The sequence below is a fragment of the Caenimonas soli genome (assembly GCF_013155545.1).
Classification (GTDB): Bacteria; Pseudomonadota; Gammaproteobacteria; order Burkholderiales; family Burkholderiaceae_C; genus Ramlibacter; species Ramlibacter soli.
Genome location: NZ_JABJVV010000008.1, coordinates 232,407 through 248,452, shown reverse-complemented (window position 1 = coordinate 248,452; position 16,046 = coordinate 232,407). Strand labels below are relative to the sequence as shown.

Below are 16,046 nucleotides of genomic sequence, written 5' to 3'. Positions count from 1 at the left end.
AGTGCCGGCGAAAACTTAGGCGCTCATTGGGGAAAATCGAAGCCGCGCAATGCGGCTTCAATGGCGGCAGCGGTAGCAATGGGCTTTTCCATCGGGAAGAGATGGCTGCCGTCCAACATCATGATCCGGCCGCCCGTGACCTTCTGGGTCATGGCCAGGCCGACCTGCTGCATTTCCTCGGATTGGCGCGCGCCGATGAAGGCCACCGGGCATTTCAGCGGATGGCGCCGCAGCATGCGATCCAGGTTGTCCGGCAAGGTGTTGTAGATGGCCGTTTCGACGTCGCGGTCGAAGCTCAGTACTCGCTCGCCGTCTTCGTCGTGGGTGCAATGCTCGATGTAGTCGTGCAGCACCTGCTCCTGCCAATGCGCGAAAGCCTTCTTGTGGCGGAAATGCTCGAAGGCGGCTTCGGACGTGGGCCAGCGGTTCTTGCGCCGGCGGCTGACGCGGCCCGGCGAGATCGAGCCCACCAGTTGCGTGCGCTTCATCGCGCCCAGGGCCGTGGCCTTCCAGCCGCCCAGCAACGGCGAATCGATCAGCAGCACGCCCTTGGCGAGATGCGGGTAGCGCGCGGCGCACATCAGGCTCAGAAAACCGCCGAGCGAATGGCCCACCAGGAAGGCGGGCTCGCCCTGTTTTTCGACGTGCTGCGTGGCGAAATCGTGCAGCTGCTGTACCAGATAGCGCCAGTTGTTCGTAACGGGGTATTCCGGCGCGTGGCCGAACTTGTCCACTGCTTTCACGGTGAAGCCCCGCGAACGCAGGTTCCTGAACATCACGCCGTAGGTGGCGGCAGGGAAGCTGTTGGCGTGCGAAAAAACAACCAGGCTCAAATCAAGCGCTCATCGGGCCGGGTGATCTTCTTGAGCGGCTTGTTGCGCGCATCGGGGCATTTCAGCGGCACCTCGGTGTGGGCGTCGTCCCAGACCGGGTCTTCCAGGCTGTCGAACACTTCGCGCAGCTTCTGGCCCCAGCTGCTGTGCAGCATGCGGTAATAGGGGTTCTGCATGTCGATGCACACGATCTTGTCGGTCTCGAAGCGGTTGGCTTCATAGACCACCAGGTCGAGGGGCGGACCCACCGACAGGTTGGACTTCATCGTGGAGTCCATCGACACCAGCGCGCACTTCGCTGCTTCGTCCAGCGGCGTATCGGGTGTGATCACCCGGTCCAACACCGGCTTGCCGTACTTCGATTCGCCGATCTGGAAATAGGCAGTCTCGGGCGTGGCCTCGATGAAGTTGCCGGCCGAATAGACATGGAACAGGCGCATGCCTTCGCCGCGGATCTGGCCGCCGAAGATCAGCGAGACGTTGAACTCCACGCCGGCGTACTTCAGCGCTTCGGCGTCGCGGTCATAGACGTGGCGCACCGCGTTGCCCAGCACCCGCGCCGCGTCGAACATGCTCTTGGCGTTCCAGATGGTGAGGGTCTCGCCCTCCGGGCCTTCCTTGAGCTGCTCCACTTGCAGGATCTCGCGCACCGATTGCGCGATGCTCAGGTTGCCGGCCGATAACAGCACCATGAAGCGATCGCCGGGGCGCTCGTACACGATCGTCTTGCGGAAAGTGCTGATGTGGTCCACGCCCGCGTTGGTGCGCGAATCGGCCAGGAACACCAGCCCCGCATTCAGTTTGATGCCGACGCAGTAAGTCATAGTTTTTCTCCCATCTTCTTCAGGGCGTACAGGGCGTCGAGCGCTTCGCGCGGGCTGAGTGCGTCCGGATTCAATGCCGCCACTGCCGCTTCCACGGCGCTGTGCGTGGGCGCGTCGGCCGCCGGCGGAGGTGCGAACAAGTCTACCTGCTCGCGGCTCAGCGTTTGCTGGGTTTCCAAGGCCGTGAGGGCGTGCCGCGCGTGGTTCACGACCCCGGCGGGCATGCCCGCGAGCCGGGCGACCTGGATGCCGTAGCTGCGGCTGGCCGGTCCCGGCTGAATCTCATGCAGGAAAACGATGTCCGAGCCCGACTCGGCGGCGCTCACGTGCACGTTCACGGCGGCATGGTGCTTCGCCGGGAATTCGGTCAGCTCGAAGTAATGGGTGGCGAACAGGGTGTACGACTGGGTCTTGTCGTGCAGGTGCGCGGCGATGCCGGAGGCCAGGGCCAGGCCGTCGAAGGTGGAGGTGCCCCGGCCGATCTCATCCATGAGGACCAGCGAACTGGGCGACGCCGCGTGCAGGATCTGCGCCGCTTCCGTCATCTCCAGCATGAAGGTGGACTGGGCGTTGGCCAGGTCGTCCGCCGCCCCGATGCGGGTATGGATCGCGTCCATCGGGCCGAGGCGGCAGGCGCTGGCCGGCACGTAGGAGCCCATGGCGGCCAGCAGGCAGACCAGTGCCACCTGGCGCATGTAGGTCGACTTGCCGCCCATGTTGGGACCGGTGATGACCTGCATGCGCTGCTTGGGGCCCAGGCGCGTGTCGTTGGCGATGAAGCTGCCGGCGCTGGTCTCGGCCAGCCGGCTCTCCACCACCGGATGGCGTCCCTGCGAAATCTCGATGCCCGGTTCCTTGGAGAACTGCGGGCGGCACCAGTTGAGCGTGAGCGAACGCTCGGCCAGGGCGCACAGCGTGTCGAGCGAGGCGATCGCGCGGGCCAGCCGCGTGAGTGTGGGCACATGGGCTTGCAGCTGGTCCAGCAACTGCTCGTACAACCATTTCTCGCGGGCCAGGGCCCGGTCTTGCGCCGACAGCGCCTTGTCCTCGAAGGTCTTGAGCTCCGGCGTGATGAAGCGCTCGGCGTTCTTCAGGGTCTGGCGGCGGCGGTAGTCGGTTGGCACCTTGTCCAGCTGGCCCTGGGTGATCTCGATGTAGAAGCCGTGCACCTTGTTGAACTGCACGCGCAGGTTGGCGATGCCGGTGCGGGCCTTCTCGCGGGTCTCCAGGTCGAGCAGGAAACCGTCGCAGTTGTCCTGGATGGCGCGCAGCTCGTCGAGTTCTGCGTCCAGCCCGGCGGCGATGACGCCGCCGTCGCGAACCAGGGCCGCCGGTTCTTCCAGGATGGTGCGGGCCAGCAGCTGCGCGCAGCCGGCGGGCGGCGCCATGCCGGCTGCGATCTCGGCCAGCAGCGAATCGAGTCCCTGCAAGCGCTGCGAGAGTTGCGCCGATTTTTCCAGCGATTGGCGCAGGCCCACCAGCTCGCGCGGGCGCACCTGGCGCAGCGCGATGCGCGCGGTGATCCGCTCGACGTCGCTGCAGCCCTTGAGTTCGGCGCGCAACGGCTGCCAGAGGCCTTCGCGTAGCAGGGTGATGGCGTCCAGCCGCAGCTGCGCCTGGGTGCGCTCGCGGCGCGGCTCCAGCAGCCAGGACTTGAGCATGCGGCTGCCCATGCCGGTCATGCAGGAATCGAGCAGAGAGAAGAGGGTGGGGGAGTCCTCGCCCCTCAGCGTCTGCACCAGTTCCAGGTTGCGCCGGGTCGTGACCGGCAGGTCGATCAGCTCGTCGTCGCGCTGGACCTCCAGGCTTTGCACATGCGAGAGCGCGCGGCCCTGGGTGTGCTCGGCATAGGTCAGCAGGGCCGCTGCCGCGGCGTGTGCGTGCACCAGTTCCTCGGCGCTCCACGCCGCCAGAGTCGCGCTATTGAGCTGCTCCAGCAGCTTGCGCAGGCCCAGGCCCGATTCGAATTGCCACTCAGGGCGTTGGGTCAGCGAGAGCGAGCCGGAGAACCGCAACGCTTTGAGCCGCTGCTCGAAAGCCGGCGTGACATCGGCGCTGAAAAGCAGTTCGCTCGGGGCGATGCGGGCGATCCAGCCCTCGAGTTCGTCGGCTGCGCACTCGGCCAGCTGCAACGCACCTTGCGTCACGCTGAGCCAGGCCAAGCCCAGGCGATGGCGCGAGCCCTGGTGCACCGCCAACAGGATGGCTTCGCTCTTGTCGTTCAGGAGCTCCGTATCGGTCAGGGTGCCGGGCGTGACCACCCGCACCACCTTGCGCTCCACCGGCCCCTTGGACGTGGCGACATCGCCGGTCTGCTCGCAGATCGCCACCGACTCGCCCTGCTTGATCAGCCGGGCGAGGTAGCCTTCGACCGAGTGGAAGGGCACGCCGGCCATCACGACTGGCTCGCCGCCCGAGTTGCCGCGCCGCGTCAGCGTGATGTCCAGCAGGCGGGCGGCTTTCTCGGCGTCGCTGTAGAACAGCTCGTAGAAATCGCCCATGCGGTAGAACACCAGCGTGTTCGGGTGCTCCGCCTTGATGGCCAGGTACTGGGCCATCATCGGCGTATGGGCCGGGGCGGGCCCGGTGGCGGCGGGGGAGAGCGGGCTGGTCAAGGTTGCGAAAGATTCTAGGCGGGCTCTGCCTGCGGGTCCATCCAGCGCATGCGGGGCAGGCAAGCGGGGTATTCGCGCGCGACGAATGCGATCAATGCCTCGCGAACCTTGCAACCCAGGTCGAACGCCTGGCCCGAGCTCGCGGCGGAAACCAGGATCCGCACTTTCATCGTGCGCTCGGTGGTGTCAGTCACCATCAGCGAACACACGCGCTCGTCCCACTCGTGCGCTTCTTCGACCACGCGCTGGGCCTCGGCGCGCAGCGGCTCCAGCGGCGTCGCGAAATCCAGGTGCAGGAATACGCTTTGCAGCAGCTGCGAGGTGCTGCGCGTCCAGTTCTCGAACGGGTTCTCGATGAACCATTGCAGCGGAACGATCATGCGCCGCTCGTCCCACAGCTTCAGGACCACGTAGGTGCCGGTGATCTCCTCGACCCGGCCGTTCTCGCCCTTGACGATCAGGACGTCGTCCATCCGTATCGGCTGGGCCAATGCCAGTTGCAGGCCGGCGATCAGGTTGCTGAACACCGGCCGCGCTGCCATGCCGCCGACGATGCCCAGCACACCGGCCGAAGCCAGCAGGCTGGCCCCGAGCTGGCGCGCGCCGGGGAAAGTCATGAGCGCCATGGCGACCCCGCCCAGCGAGATCAGCACCATGGCGCTACGCGCCAGCACCTTGGCTTGCGTATGGATGCGGCGGGCCTGCAGGTTGTCTTGCACCGTGACCGGATGGCGGGCGACGATGCCGTTCGACAGGCCCGCAACCACGCGAGTGGCCAGCCAGGTGAGGGCGATGATCAGCAGCACGCCATTGGTGTGGCGCACCGCGGCGATGTGGACCAGATCGTTGGGTGCTACGGTCCATACCACCTGCATCGCGGCCAGAGGCAGCACGGCCCCCGCGGCGCGCTCAGTCGCCTCGAGGACCGCATGGATCACCGGCGCGTCGCGCGTCAGGCGCATCAGCACGGCGCGGCCCACGCGGTGGGCCACCATGGCGCCGATGACGGCAGCCAGCGCGACCGCGGTAAAGACCGCCCAGGGGTGGTTTTGCAACAGCTCCGCCAGTTGCAAGCGCGTTGCTCCGATCAAGACTCGGCGTCGTCGAGGGTGGCGGTGGGCGTGGTTTCCGGCGGCACCAGCTCAGGCGTGGCTTGGCGCAGGGCGGCCTTTTCGCCGGCACTGGCGAACTTGCTGTACTTGCCCAGCATGGCCACCAGCTGGCCGTAGATCTTGGGGTTGCCCGCCACGCATTCCTTCTGTTCCAGGAAGTCGGATTCGCCCGTGAAATTGCCGATCAGGCCACCGGCTTCGGTGACCAGCAGCGAGCCGGCGGCCACGTCCCAGGGCGAGAGCCCGGTTTCGAAGAAGCCGTCGGTGAAGCCGGCGGCCACATAGGCCAGGTCGAGCGCGGCTGCGCCCGGGCGGCGCAGGCCCGCCGTGCGCTGCATGACATCGGCCATCATGCGCAGGTAGTTGTTGAAGTTGTCGCCCGGGCGGAACGGGAAGCCCGTGGAGATCAGGCATTGCCGCAGGTCGATGCGCTTGGAGACGCGGATGCGCCGCTCGTTCATGTAGGCGCCGCGGCCCTTGGTCGCCGTGAACAGGTCGTTGCGGCTGGGGTCATAGATGACGGCCTGCTCGATCTTGCCCTTCACCGCCAGCGCGATGCTGACGCAATAGACGGGAAAGCCGTGGATGAAGTTGGTCGTGCCGTCCAGCGGATCGATGATCCACACGAATTCGGAGCCCTGGGTGCCATGGGTCTTGCCCGATTCCTCGGCCCAGATGGCGTGGTGGGGATAGGCCGTGAGCAGCGTTTCGATGATCGCGGCTTCGCTGGCATGGTCCACTTCGGTCACGAAGTCGTTCACCTGCTTTTGCGAGATGCGCACCGCCTCGACATCGAGGGCGGCCCGGTTGATGATGGCGCCGGCGGCGCGTGCGGCCTTGACGGCCACGTTGAGCATGGGATGCAGGTTGGGGGACGACATGAATTTTTAACTGTGAAGAGCCGAAGGGGCGGCCCGGCGATGCGGACGGCGACAATAGCCTGATTTTACCCGGCCCCGTGTTTCGGGCTGTTTCGCGCCCATGAAGACCCGCTTCATCCTGATCAACACCAGCCACGCCGGCAACGTCGGCGCGGCCGCCCGTGCGATGAAGGTCATGGGTTTCGACGACCTGGTGCTGGTGGCCCCGCGTTGGCCGGACGTGCTGCAGCGGGACGAAACGATACAGCGCGCCAGCGGCGCGACCGACGTGCTGGAAAAGGCCCGCATCGTGGCCACGCTGGACGATGCCCTGGACGGCGTGACCTACCTCTGCGCCACGGCCATGACCCCGCGCGACTTCGGCCCGCCCACTTTCACGCCGCGCGAGCATCTGGGAACTATTGCCGCGTCGCCGCACAGCGTCGCCTTCCTGTTCGGTTCCGAGCGTTTCGGAATGAGCAACGACGACGTTTACCGCTGCCATGCCGCGCTGACGATTCCCACCGATCCGGCCTTCGGCTCGCTCAACCTGGCGGCGGCGATCCAGGTCATCGCCTATGAATGGCGCACCGCTTTGGGCGGTTTCCCGGGTTCGCCGCGCCCCGCGCCTGTGGAAGGGCTGGCCGACGCCCAGGCCGTGGCCGGGATGCTGGCGCATTGGGAGCGGGCCCTGGTGGACGTCCGCTTCCTGGATCCGGCAGCCCCCAAGAAACTGATGCCCCGGCTTAACCAGCTGTTCAACAGGGCGCAACTCACCCCCGAGGAAATCCACATCCTGCGTGGTGTTGCCAAGGCCATGTCCGAAGCAGCCGCCGGTGTAAAACGATAGACTGCGGCATAAGCATATAAAGCCCTATGTTCAAGCGCATTCGTTCCGACATCCAGTGCATCCTCGACCGCGATCCTGCCGCGCGCAGCACGTGGGAGGTGATCACTTGTTATCCGGGGCTGCATGCGCTGGTGCTGCACCGCCTGGCCCACTGGGTGTGGGGCCACGGCATGCGCTGGCTGGGCCGCTTCATCTCGCAACTGTCGCGCTGGTTCACCGGTATCGAGATCCACCCGGGCGCGAAGATCGCCGACAAGGTGTTCATCGACCACGGCATGGGCATCGTGATCGGCGAGACAGCCGAAGTCGGTGAAGGTTGCACGATCTATCAAGGTGTCACCCTGGGCGGCACCTCGCTGACCAAGGGCGCCAAGCGCCACCCGACGCTGGGCCGCAACGTGGTGGTCGGCGCCGGCGCGAAGGTGCTGGGCGGTTTCACGGTGGGCGACAACGCCAGTGTGGGGTCGAACGCCGTGGTGACCAAGCCTGTCCCCGCGGGCGCGACCGCCGTGGGCATTCCTGCACGCGTCATCCAGGCCGACGACAGCAAGCGGCGCGAGCAGGTGGCCAACCAGCTGGGTTTCTCCGCCTACGGCATCACCGAAAACGACGACCCGCTGTCGCAGGCCATGAAGGGACTGATCGACAACGCTTCTTCCCACGAGCACCAGATTTCCCTGATCTGGCAGGCCATCGAGAAGCTGTCTTCGACCAAGAAGGAAGAGTGCGTGCCGGACGACGCCGCGATGAAGGAAACCTTCGAGGCCGACAAGCTGACGCAGCTGGTGGGCAAGTAAGGCTGACCTGGCTGTCATCCCGGGCTTGACCCGGGATCCAGGAAGTCATGGATTGCGGGTCAAGCCCGCAATGACGAGTTCTTCAGCTGTTCCTGCAGCGCCTGATTCGCGGCCGACAGATCCTGCACCTTGGTGTTGGTCGCCCGCAGCCGTTCAGCCACCCGCACGATGATCGCCCCGAGCAGGGAGCAAGCCACGCTGGGCACGGTATCGATCAGACGTGCGAGCCCGGGCCGGTCCAGCACCGCGATGTGCATATCGGTCACCGCTGTCACGGTGGCCGACCGCGGCTTGCCATCCAGCACACCCAGTTCGCCGAAGACGGCGCCGCATCCCAGGTGGCTCAGAAGGACGGAATCATCGCTGCCACGTACGGCGTTCAGCACCACCGCCTTGCCCTCGAGCACCAGGGCCATGTAGCCGGTGCTGGTCACGCCTTCCTCGATCAGCACGGTGCCGGCGGCCACGCGCTGGGGCGTGAGCAGGCGCACGATCTGCAGCGCGTGGTCCAGTTTCAAGTCGGTGAGAGCGTTCCTGGAAATCAGCAGCTCCGCTACTTCGGCTCGCGACCACTTGCGCTGCCCGGTGTCGATGGCGTCCATGCGATTCAGGCCGGCCGCGCGGCGCGGATGGCCGATTTCGGCCTGAAGGCCTTGCACACGTCGTCGTGGGTTTCCAAGTACGGGCCGCCTATCAGGTCCACGCAGTAGGGCACGGCCGCGAAGATTCCCGGCACGAGCTGTTCGCCGCCCGCACCCTTGAGGCCTTCCAGCGTTTCCTGGATCGACTTGGGCTGGCCAGGCAGGTTGATGATCAGGCTCTTGCCGCGGATCACGGCGCATTGGCGCGAGAGGATGGCGGTGGGGACGAAGCGCAGGCTGATCTGCCGCATCTGCTCGCCAAAGCCCGGCATCTCCTTGTGCGCTACGGCCAGCGTGGCTTCGGGCGTCACATCGCGCGGCGCCGGGCCGGTGCCGCCGGTGGTGAGCACCAGCGAGCAGCCAGCGTCCACCAGCTCAATGAGGGCGGCGCTGATGCCATCTTTCTCGTCGGGGATCAGGCGGGCTTCGAAGGTGATCGGGTTCTTCAGGGCCCGCGTGAGCCAATCCTTCAGCGCGGGCAGGCCCTTGTCCTCGTAGACGCCGGTGGAAGCCCGGTCGCTGACGGACACGATGCCGATGCGGACAGGATCAGGCTTGTCTAGGGTCATAGCTGCCCTCATCCTGTTCGGGCTGCGCGTTTTCGCCGGAAAGCTGCGCGCGCACCAACTGGAAGATTTCGCGATAGGCCCGCCCGTGGCGCGGCGCCAGGCCCTTGGAAATGGATTCCTTGTCCGGCTGCACGTCCTTGCGCGCCTGGCGGATCAGGGCCCGCAGCTGCTGCGTGTCGGTCTCGGGATATTCCCGCAGCCACAGGTCCAGCGCGTCTTCCTTGGCGATGAGGTCGTCACGCCATTTCTCGGCCTGGTGCAGCGACTGGGCGTCGCGGGCCGAGCCTTTCTGCTGCGCCTCGAGCGCGTCGCGCACGGCCTGCAGGGTTTCCTCGTCGAGCAAGCGCATCAGCTTGCCGATGAACTGCATCTGCCTGCGTTTGCCCTCGAAGTTGGTGATGCGTTTGGCCTCGGCGATGGCGTCGGTCAGCTTTTCCGACAGGGGCAGACCCTCCATCAGATCGGCGCGCAGCGTCAGCAGAGCCTCACCCAGCTTTTGCAGCTCGGTGCTCTCGCGTTTCAGTTCGGTTTTACTGGCTTCGTCGGTTCCTCTGAGCTCGGCCTTGAGTTCAAGATCGAGTTCACTACCTTCAGCGACGAACTGGCCGCGGACGAAATAGCCTTTTTTGGGTTTGCGTGACATGTGGGCCAAGTATCATAGCCCCGCTATGAACAATCCCGACTCCCGCGCCGCCACCGGCTTCAGTTACAGCCGCGCTACCTTCGAAGAACTGGTGGATACCGCCTTGGCCCACGCCAAGAAGCTGGGAGCCACGGACGCCGGGGCCGAGGCATCGGAAGGCTGCGGCCTGAGCGTCTCGGTGCGCAAGGGCGAAATGGAGAACGTGGAGCGCAACCGCGACAAGTCGCTGGGCGTCACAGTTTACGTGGGGCAGCGTCGCGGCAACGCCAGCACTTCGGACTTCTCTCGTGCGGCGATCGAACAGACCGTGCAGGCCGCCTACGACATCGCTCGCTTCACGGCGGAAGATCCGGTAGCAGGCCTGCCGGAGGCCGGAGACATCGCCGGGCCCGAGGAGCAGCCCGATCTGGACCTGTTCCACCCTTGGGACATCACCAGCGAAGAGGCGGCCCGCCTGGCGCTGGTCTGCGAGGGCGCGGCCTTCGCCACCGACAAGCGCATCACCAACAGCGAGGGCGCGGGCGTTTCGGCCCAGCAAAGTCATTTCTTCAGCTCCCATACGCGGGGGTTTCGCGGTGGCTATGCCAGCTCGCGCCATTCGATCTCGGTGGCCCCGATTGCCGGCAAGGGCAGCGACATGCAGCGCGACGCCTGGTACAGCTCCATGCGCGCCGCCTCCGAACTGGCGGGCGCCGAGGAAGTGGGCCGCTACGCCGCCGAACGGGCGCTGGCCCGCCTGAAGTCGCGCAAGATCACCACCCGCGAATGCCCGGTGCTGTTCGAATCGCCCCTGGCGGCCGGCCTGTTGGGCGGCTTCGTGCAGGCCGTGAGCGGCGGCGCGCTCTATCGCAAGAGCACCTTCCTGCTCGATTCGCTGGGCAAGAAGGTGTTTCCGGACCACGTGGACGTACTGGAAGACCCGCTCGTGCCGCGCGGCAAGGGCAGCGCGGCTTTCGACGAAGAGGGCGTGCGCACCACGGCGCGCAAGGTCGTGGACGCGGGCCGGGTGGAAGGCTACTTCCTGAGCAGCTACTCCGCTCGCAAGCTGGGCATGAAGACCACCGGCAACGCCGGCGGCTCGCACAACCTCACGCTCACGTCACGCCTGACACAGCCTGGTGATGAGCTGAAGGAGATGCTGCGCAAGCTGGATACGGGCCTGTTCGTGATCGAGCTGATGGGCCAGGGCGTCAACTACGTCACCGGCGACTATTCGCGCGGCGCCAGCGGCTTCTGGGTGGAGAAGGGCGAACTCGCCTATCCGGTGCAGGAAATCACCATCGCCGGCAACCTGCGCGATATGTTGGCCGGCATCCAGGCGGTGGGCGCCGACACCTACAACTACGGCGCCAAGACGGTGGGGTCTATCCTGGTGAACAAGATGAAAGTGGCCGGCTCGTAAGGATTTGTCATCCCGGGCTCGACCCGGGATCCATGGCGGCGCGTGGATGCCGGATCGAGTCCGGCATGACAGCCCATTCAGCCAGCCAGCGCCGCCTTCACCGCAGCCGAAACCAGCCCCATATCGGCCTTGCCGGCCAATTTGGACTTCACGGCGCCCATGACCTTGCCCATATCGCCGGGACCCTTGGCGCCAAGCTCAGCCACGATCGCCTTGACCTCGGCCGCCACCTCATCGGCTGAAAGCCGCGCCGGCAGATAGGCCTGCAGCACGGTCACTTCGGACTTTTCCTTGTCGGCCAGGTCTTGCCGTCCCGCCTTCTCGAAGGCTTCGATGCTGTCCTTGCGCTGCTTGAGCATCTTGTCGACGATGCCGATCACGGCCACGTCATCCAGCTCCACGCGCTCGTCCACTTCCTTCTGCTTCATGGCGGCCGTGAGCAGGCGGATGGTGCCCAGGCGCTCGGCGTCCTTGGCGCGCATGGCGGCCTTCATGTCATCGGTAATGCGTTCTTTGAGGCTCATTCTTGTCTCCCAGGGAATGAAAAAAGCCTGCTTGAGCGTCCCCAGGCAGGCTTTTCGGGTGCCGCGAGGGCAGGATCAGTACAGCTTTTTGGGCAACTGCATGCTGCGAACGCGCTTGTAGTGGCGCTTGACGGCCGCGGCCTTCTTGCGCTTGCGCTCGGCGGTGGGCTTCTCGTAGAACTCGCGCGCGCGCAGTTCGGTCAGCAGGCCCAGCTTCTCGATGGTGCGTTTGAAGCGGCGCAGGGCCACGTCGAACGGCTCGTTTTCTTTTACACGGATCGTCGTCATCAGCTAATGAATTTCCAAAATGTGCAGCCAGAGGGTGCCAGGGAGATCGGGCCCGGGCGCCTTAACTGCGGTTTCCCCAACTTGATTGATCAGGCCGTTGGGGGTTTGCCAGCAAAGCCCGACATTATAGCCCCACGGCGGCCGGTAGCAAGCGCTGCCTGCCGGGAGGGTCAATCCCAGCCTTGCGCGCGTGAAATGCGCCAGAATCTCTCAGTGGGACCCCATCCAGCCATGCTCCCTGCGGCCGCGCCCGAAGTGCAGCGGCAGATACTCGGCCGTGCCGCGAGGCTGCTGGCATCGGCGGCGGATTTCAACGATACGCTGCGCCAGACCATCGACGCCTGCTTGCCGGCGCTGGCCGATTTTGGCTTCTTCGACGTGGTCCATGGTGGCGGCGTGCGGCGGACGGTCGCCGCCCATGAGGCGCCCGACATCGAAGCCCTGCTGGCGCCCACCCAATGGGTGAGGCAGGAGCGCACGGATATCAACCTTTGCGCGCTCTCCTCCGGGCGGCCCGCCCTGCACCCCCAGACCGACGACGCCTGGTATTGCAGCATCGCCGTCAACGAGGGTCATCTGGCCTTGCTGCGCCGGCTGGCGTTCACCTCGATGATCACGGTGCCCGTGCGCTACCGGGACGAAGTGGTCGGCGGGCTGACGCTCTTCATGGGCCGGTCCGGCCGCCGCCATACGCCGGAAGACGTTGCTTTTGCCGCCGAGCTTGCCATGCTCGCCGCGCCCGTGGTCGTGAACGCCCGTCTGGTCGAGCAGCACCAGCAGGCCGAGGACGCGCTGCGTATCAGCGAAGAACGCCTGCGAATGGCCGTGGAGGCAGGGCAGGTCGGCATCTGGGACTGGGACATCGTGCGCAACCACGTCACCTGGTCCGACCGGATCTATGAGATGCATGAGATGGAGCTGGGCGGCGATACCGGTGGCTATGAAGGGTTTCGCGCACGGGTCCACCCCGAGGACTTTCCCAAGGCCCGGCAGGCCATGCGGGCTGCGCTGGCGGGTGGACCGCCCTACACGGCCGAGTACCGCACCCGTCTTCCCGATGGACGTACCCGGTGGATCACCACCCGGGGCCACCTGGTACGCGACGCGCAGGGACAACCCTTGCGCATGGTGGGCGCCAGCACGGACGTCACCGAGCGGGTGGAACTGCTGGAGGCCGAGCGCCGCGCCCGAGGCGAGGCCGAAGCTGCGCGCCGCCGGCTCGAGCTGCTGGCGAAAGCCGGGGCGGTGCTTTCGGGCTCGTTGGACCCCGATGAAACGCTGCAAGCCATCGCCAGGATCGTCGTGCCGGAGATTGCTGATTGGTGCCGCCTCGACCTGCTGGACGAACATGGTGACTCGCAGCGCCGCCTGGCGCACCACAGCGATCCGGAAAGGGCCGAACGGGCGCTTCGAATGGCCAGGGAGTTGCGCGCCGCCGACGGCACGAAGGGCTCGATGGCCTGGGTGATGGCGAACGGGCGCCCGCACCACGGCAATTTTACGGACCCGGAAGTGATGGCCGATCCGGCGATGAGGCTCTACACCGAGACTTTCGGGATGCGCGCCCATTACATCGTTCCACTCGTGGCCCGCGGGCGCACCATCGGGGCGATGGGCGTCGTGCAGGCCGAGTCGGGCCGCGACATCACCGAGGAAGACCAGGCCCTGGTTCGGGCGCTGGCACAACGCGCCGCGCTGGCGCTGGACAATGCGCGTCTCTACGCGGAGGCGGAAGCCACGCGCCGGCACGCCGAATCGGCAAACCGCGCCAAGGACGAGTTCCTTGCCATGCTGGGCCACGAGCTGCGCAACCCCCTGGCGCCGATTGCCAGCGCCCTGGAGCTGATGGCCCGCCGCAACCCGACCGTGGGTTTGGACGAGCGTCGCGTCATCGGGCGCCAGGTGGCCCACCTGTCGCGCCTGATCGACGACCTCCTGGACGTTTCGCGGATCACGCAGGGCAAGATCCAGCTGCAGCGCGAGGCGGTGGACATGAAGGCGATAGTGGCCCATGCCGTGGAGCTGACGCGCCCGGTGTTCGAGAAGCACCAGCGGCCGGTTGAGCTGCGCCTGGGCGAGCAGCCGGCGCAGGTGATCGGCGATGGGGTGCGCCTGACCCAGATTCTCTGCAATCTCCTGGTCAACGCGGCGAAGTTCACGCCTGCGGACGGGGTCGTCACGCTGGCGCTGGACCGGGCGGATGGGTTCGTCGAAGCCAGCGTGCAGGACAACGGCAGCGGCATCGACGCGCAGCTGCTGCCCCGGGTGTTCGATCTGTTCGTGCAGGGCCAGCAGTCCATGGATCGCCAGGCTGGAGGCCTGGGCCTCGGGCTCACGATCGTTCGCACGCTGGCGGAAATGCATGGCGGCAGCGTTTCCGCAGCCAGCGACGGGCCGGGAAAGGGTAGCCGCTTCGTCGTGCGCCTGCCGGCCAGCGACCAGCCGCCATCGCCTGAGAGCGATGGCGACCCCGGTGAAACGCCGGCCGCCGGCAGCGGCCGCATCATGGTCGTGGATGACAACGCCGACGCCGCCGACACCCTGGCCGAGATCTTGCGGATGGTGGGCTACGAAGCGCGCTGCGCCGGCCATGCCGACGAGGCCATGGCGCTGCTGGACAGCTATGTCCCGCAGCTGGCTTTGCTGGACATCGGCTTGCCGGACATCGACGGCTACCAGCTCGCGGGGCTGCTGCGCGCCGATCCGCGCGCTGCGGGAATGAAGCTGGTGGCCCTGACCGGCTATGGCCGCGAAAACGACCGGGCCCTGGCGCTGGCCGCCAAATTCGACGAGCACCTGGTCAAGCCCGTGGCGATCGACCGGCTGCTGGAAGTGCTGAACGAACTCATGGGCGCGCGCTAGCCGCCAGGGCTTGGGCGCAGGCATAGGCGCTGGCCCAGGCCCACTGGAAGTTGTAGCCGCCCAGCCAGCCCGTCACGTCCACCACCTCGCCGATGAAGTACAGGCCGGGCTGCTTCGACTCCATGGTCTGCGACGAGAGGTCTCGGGTGTCCACGCCTCCGGCAGTCACTTCCGCCTTCTTGTAGCCTTCGCTGCCGTTCGGCAGCAGCGGCCAATGGGCCAGGCGCTCGGCCAGGGCGGCCAGGGCCTTGTCGCTGCTTTCGTTCACGGGCCGCTGCCAGGCGGGATCTTGCTGCGCCCAGGCGTCGGCCAGGCGCGAGGGCACCAAGGCGGCGAGCTCGTTGGCGATGAGCTTGCGCGACGTCGCCTTGGCTCGCCCGAGCTCCTGGGGAAGGTCGATCCCGGGCGCCAGGTCGATGCGGATCGGCTGGCCCGGGCGCCAATAGCTGGAGATTTGCAGGACGGCGGGCCCGCTCAGGCCGCGGTGCGTGAACAGCAGGTCCTCGTGAAAAACCATTCGCTCCTTCTTCTGCCCGGTTTCTATGGCGACCGGCAGCGACAAGCCGGCCAGCTGCGAATAGGGTGCCCAGCTTTCCCCGTCGAAGGTCAGCGGCACCAAAGCCGGGCGCGGCTCGACGATACGGATGCCGAACTGGCGGGCGACGCGATAGCCGAAATCGGTGGCGCCGATCTTGGGGATCGACAGGCCGCCGGTCGAGATGACCACCTGGCGGGCAGCGACGGGGCCGCGGTCGGTCTGCAGCTGATAGCCCGGCTGCGAGGCGCCGATGCTGGTTACGGCGCAGGGCTGCCAGCGCGTCACGCCGCCCGCCTCGCATTCGCGCAGCAGCATCTGGATGAAGTCCTCGGAGGAGCGATCGCCAAAGAGCTGGCCCTTGTGCTTCTCGTGAAACGGAATGCCGTGGCGCTGCACCAGCGCCATGAAATCCTGGGGCGTGTATCGCGACAGCGCCGAGCGGCAGAAATTAGGGTTCTCGCCCAGGAAGTGCTTGTGCGGCGCGCGCGGCTCGAGGTCGCGGTTGGTGAAGTTGCAGCGGCCTCCGCCGGAAATGCGGATCTTCTCGGCCACCTTGTCGCCGTGATCGACCAGCAGCACTTTCAGGCCAAGCTGGCCGGCTATGCCGGCGCAGAACAGCCCGGCAGCGCCGGCGCCGATGACGGCGACATCGAAATCTTGCATGGGCCGCAGTGTATGCGGCGTCGCC

General features: G+C 66.4%; 15 protein-coding genes. 4 read left to right on the top strand and 11 right to left on the bottom strand.

Annotated features, from left to right (window positions below; translation table 11 throughout):
* Positions 1-23 precede the first annotated feature (23 nt).
* The 5 genes from HNE04_RS14705 to HNE04_RS14685 all read right to left on the bottom strand — a co-directional run bounded on the left by HNE04_RS14705 (position 24) and on the right by HNE04_RS14685 (position 6,265).
* On the bottom strand, positions 24-833 hold the full coding sequence (locus HNE04_RS14705; RefSeq protein ID WP_172220302.1) for an alpha/beta hydrolase: 810 nt from the start codon (positions 831-833) through the stop codon (positions 24-26).
* Positions 830-1,657 (bottom strand): proteasome-type protease, encoded by an 828-nt coding sequence (locus tag HNE04_RS14700; RefSeq protein ID WP_172220299.1) that lies wholly within the window; start codon positions 1,655-1,657, stop codon positions 830-832. The genes HNE04_RS14705 and HNE04_RS14700 overlap by 4 nt, the downstream gene beginning before the upstream one ends.
* Positions 1,654-4,218: a DNA mismatch repair protein MutS gene (gene mutS, locus HNE04_RS14695; protein ID WP_172220455.1), complete on the bottom strand. Its 2,565-nt coding sequence runs from the start codon at positions 4,216-4,218 to the stop codon at positions 1,654-1,656. The genes HNE04_RS14700 and mutS overlap by 4 nt, the downstream gene beginning before the upstream one ends.
* A 68-nt stretch (positions 4,219-4,286) precedes the next feature.
* Positions 4,287-5,345 (bottom strand): mechanosensitive ion channel family protein, encoded by a 1,059-nt coding sequence (locus HNE04_RS14690; protein ID WP_407926603.1) that lies wholly within the window; start codon positions 5,343-5,345, stop codon positions 4,287-4,289.
* Positions 5,346-5,359: 14 nt separating this feature from the next.
* Complete coding sequence (locus HNE04_RS14685) at positions 5,360-6,265, bottom strand: inositol monophosphatase family protein (protein WP_172220296.1); 906 nt, start codon at positions 6,263-6,265, stop codon at positions 5,360-5,362.
* Positions 6,266-6,365: 100 nt separating this feature from the next.
* On the opposite strand from HNE04_RS14685, the gene HNE04_RS14680 reads away from it, so the two are divergent.
* Both HNE04_RS14680 and cysE read left to right on the top strand, forming a co-directional pair.
* Positions 6,366-7,094, top strand: a complete 729-nt coding sequence (locus tag HNE04_RS14680) for an RNA methyltransferase (RefSeq protein ID WP_172220293.1) — start codon at positions 6,366-6,368, stop codon at positions 7,092-7,094.
* Positions 7,095-7,120: 26 nt separating this feature from the next.
* Positions 7,121-7,891 (top strand): serine O-acetyltransferase, encoded by a 771-nt coding sequence (gene cysE / locus HNE04_RS14675; RefSeq protein WP_172220290.1) that lies wholly within the window; start codon positions 7,121-7,123, stop codon positions 7,889-7,891.
* A 59-nt stretch (positions 7,892-7,950) separates the two neighbouring features.
* Here cysE and HNE04_RS14670 read toward each other — a convergent pair whose 3' ends face one another.
* Genes HNE04_RS14670 through yjgA form a run of 3 tightly spaced genes read right to left on the bottom strand, consistent with a single transcriptional unit; the run spans position 7,951 to position 9,744 of the window.
* Positions 7,951-8,493 (bottom strand): cyclic nucleotide-binding domain-containing protein, encoded by a 543-nt coding sequence (locus HNE04_RS14670; protein WP_172220287.1) that lies wholly within the window; start codon positions 8,491-8,493, stop codon positions 7,951-7,953.
* A gap of 5 nt (positions 8,494-8,498) precedes the next feature.
* On the bottom strand, positions 8,499-9,101 hold the full coding sequence (mog, locus tag HNE04_RS14665) for a molybdopterin adenylyltransferase (protein WP_172220284.1): 603 nt from the start codon (positions 9,099-9,101) through the stop codon (positions 8,499-8,501).
* A complete protein-coding gene (gene yjgA, locus HNE04_RS14660) occupies positions 9,082-9,744 on the bottom strand; it encodes a ribosome biogenesis factor YjgA (protein WP_172220281.1) in 663 nt (220 codons plus the stop codon). Before yjgA ends, mog begins: the two co-directional genes overlap by 20 nt.
* Before the next feature lie 25 nt (positions 9,745-9,769).
* On the opposite strand from yjgA, the gene pmbA reads away from it, so the two are divergent.
* On the top strand, positions 9,770-11,146 hold the full coding sequence (gene pmbA / locus HNE04_RS14655) for a metalloprotease PmbA (RefSeq protein ID WP_172220278.1): 1,377 nt from the start codon (positions 9,770-9,772) through the stop codon (positions 11,144-11,146).
* A 77-nt stretch (positions 11,147-11,223) separates the two neighbouring features.
* Here pmbA and HNE04_RS14650 read toward each other — a convergent pair whose 3' ends face one another.
* A complete protein-coding gene (locus HNE04_RS14650; protein WP_172220275.1) occupies positions 11,224-11,670 on the bottom strand; it encodes a GatB/YqeY domain-containing protein in 447 nt (148 codons plus the stop codon).
* Between the two features lie 75 nt (positions 11,671-11,745).
* Positions 11,746-11,958 carry a 30S ribosomal protein S21 gene (rpsU, locus tag HNE04_RS14645; protein ID WP_012346814.1) on the bottom strand — a complete coding sequence of 71 codons (213 nt, stop codon included), beginning with the start codon at positions 11,956-11,958 and terminating at the stop codon, positions 11,746-11,748.
* 231 nt (positions 11,959-12,189) lie between these two features.
* On the opposite strand from rpsU, the gene HNE04_RS14640 reads away from it, so the two are divergent.
* Positions 12,190-14,820, top strand: coding sequence for an ATP-binding protein (locus tag HNE04_RS14640; RefSeq protein ID WP_172220272.1), 2,631 nt, complete (start codon positions 12,190-12,192; stop codon positions 14,818-14,820).
* On the opposite strand, the gene HNE04_RS14635 is transcribed toward HNE04_RS14640, so the two are convergent.
* A complete protein-coding gene (locus HNE04_RS14635) occupies positions 14,804-16,021 on the bottom strand; it encodes a BaiN/RdsA family NAD(P)/FAD-dependent oxidoreductase (RefSeq protein ID WP_172220270.1) in 1,218 nt (405 codons plus the stop codon). The genes HNE04_RS14640 and HNE04_RS14635 overlap by 17 nt on opposite strands.
* Between the last annotated feature and the right edge of the window lie 25 nt (positions 16,022-16,046).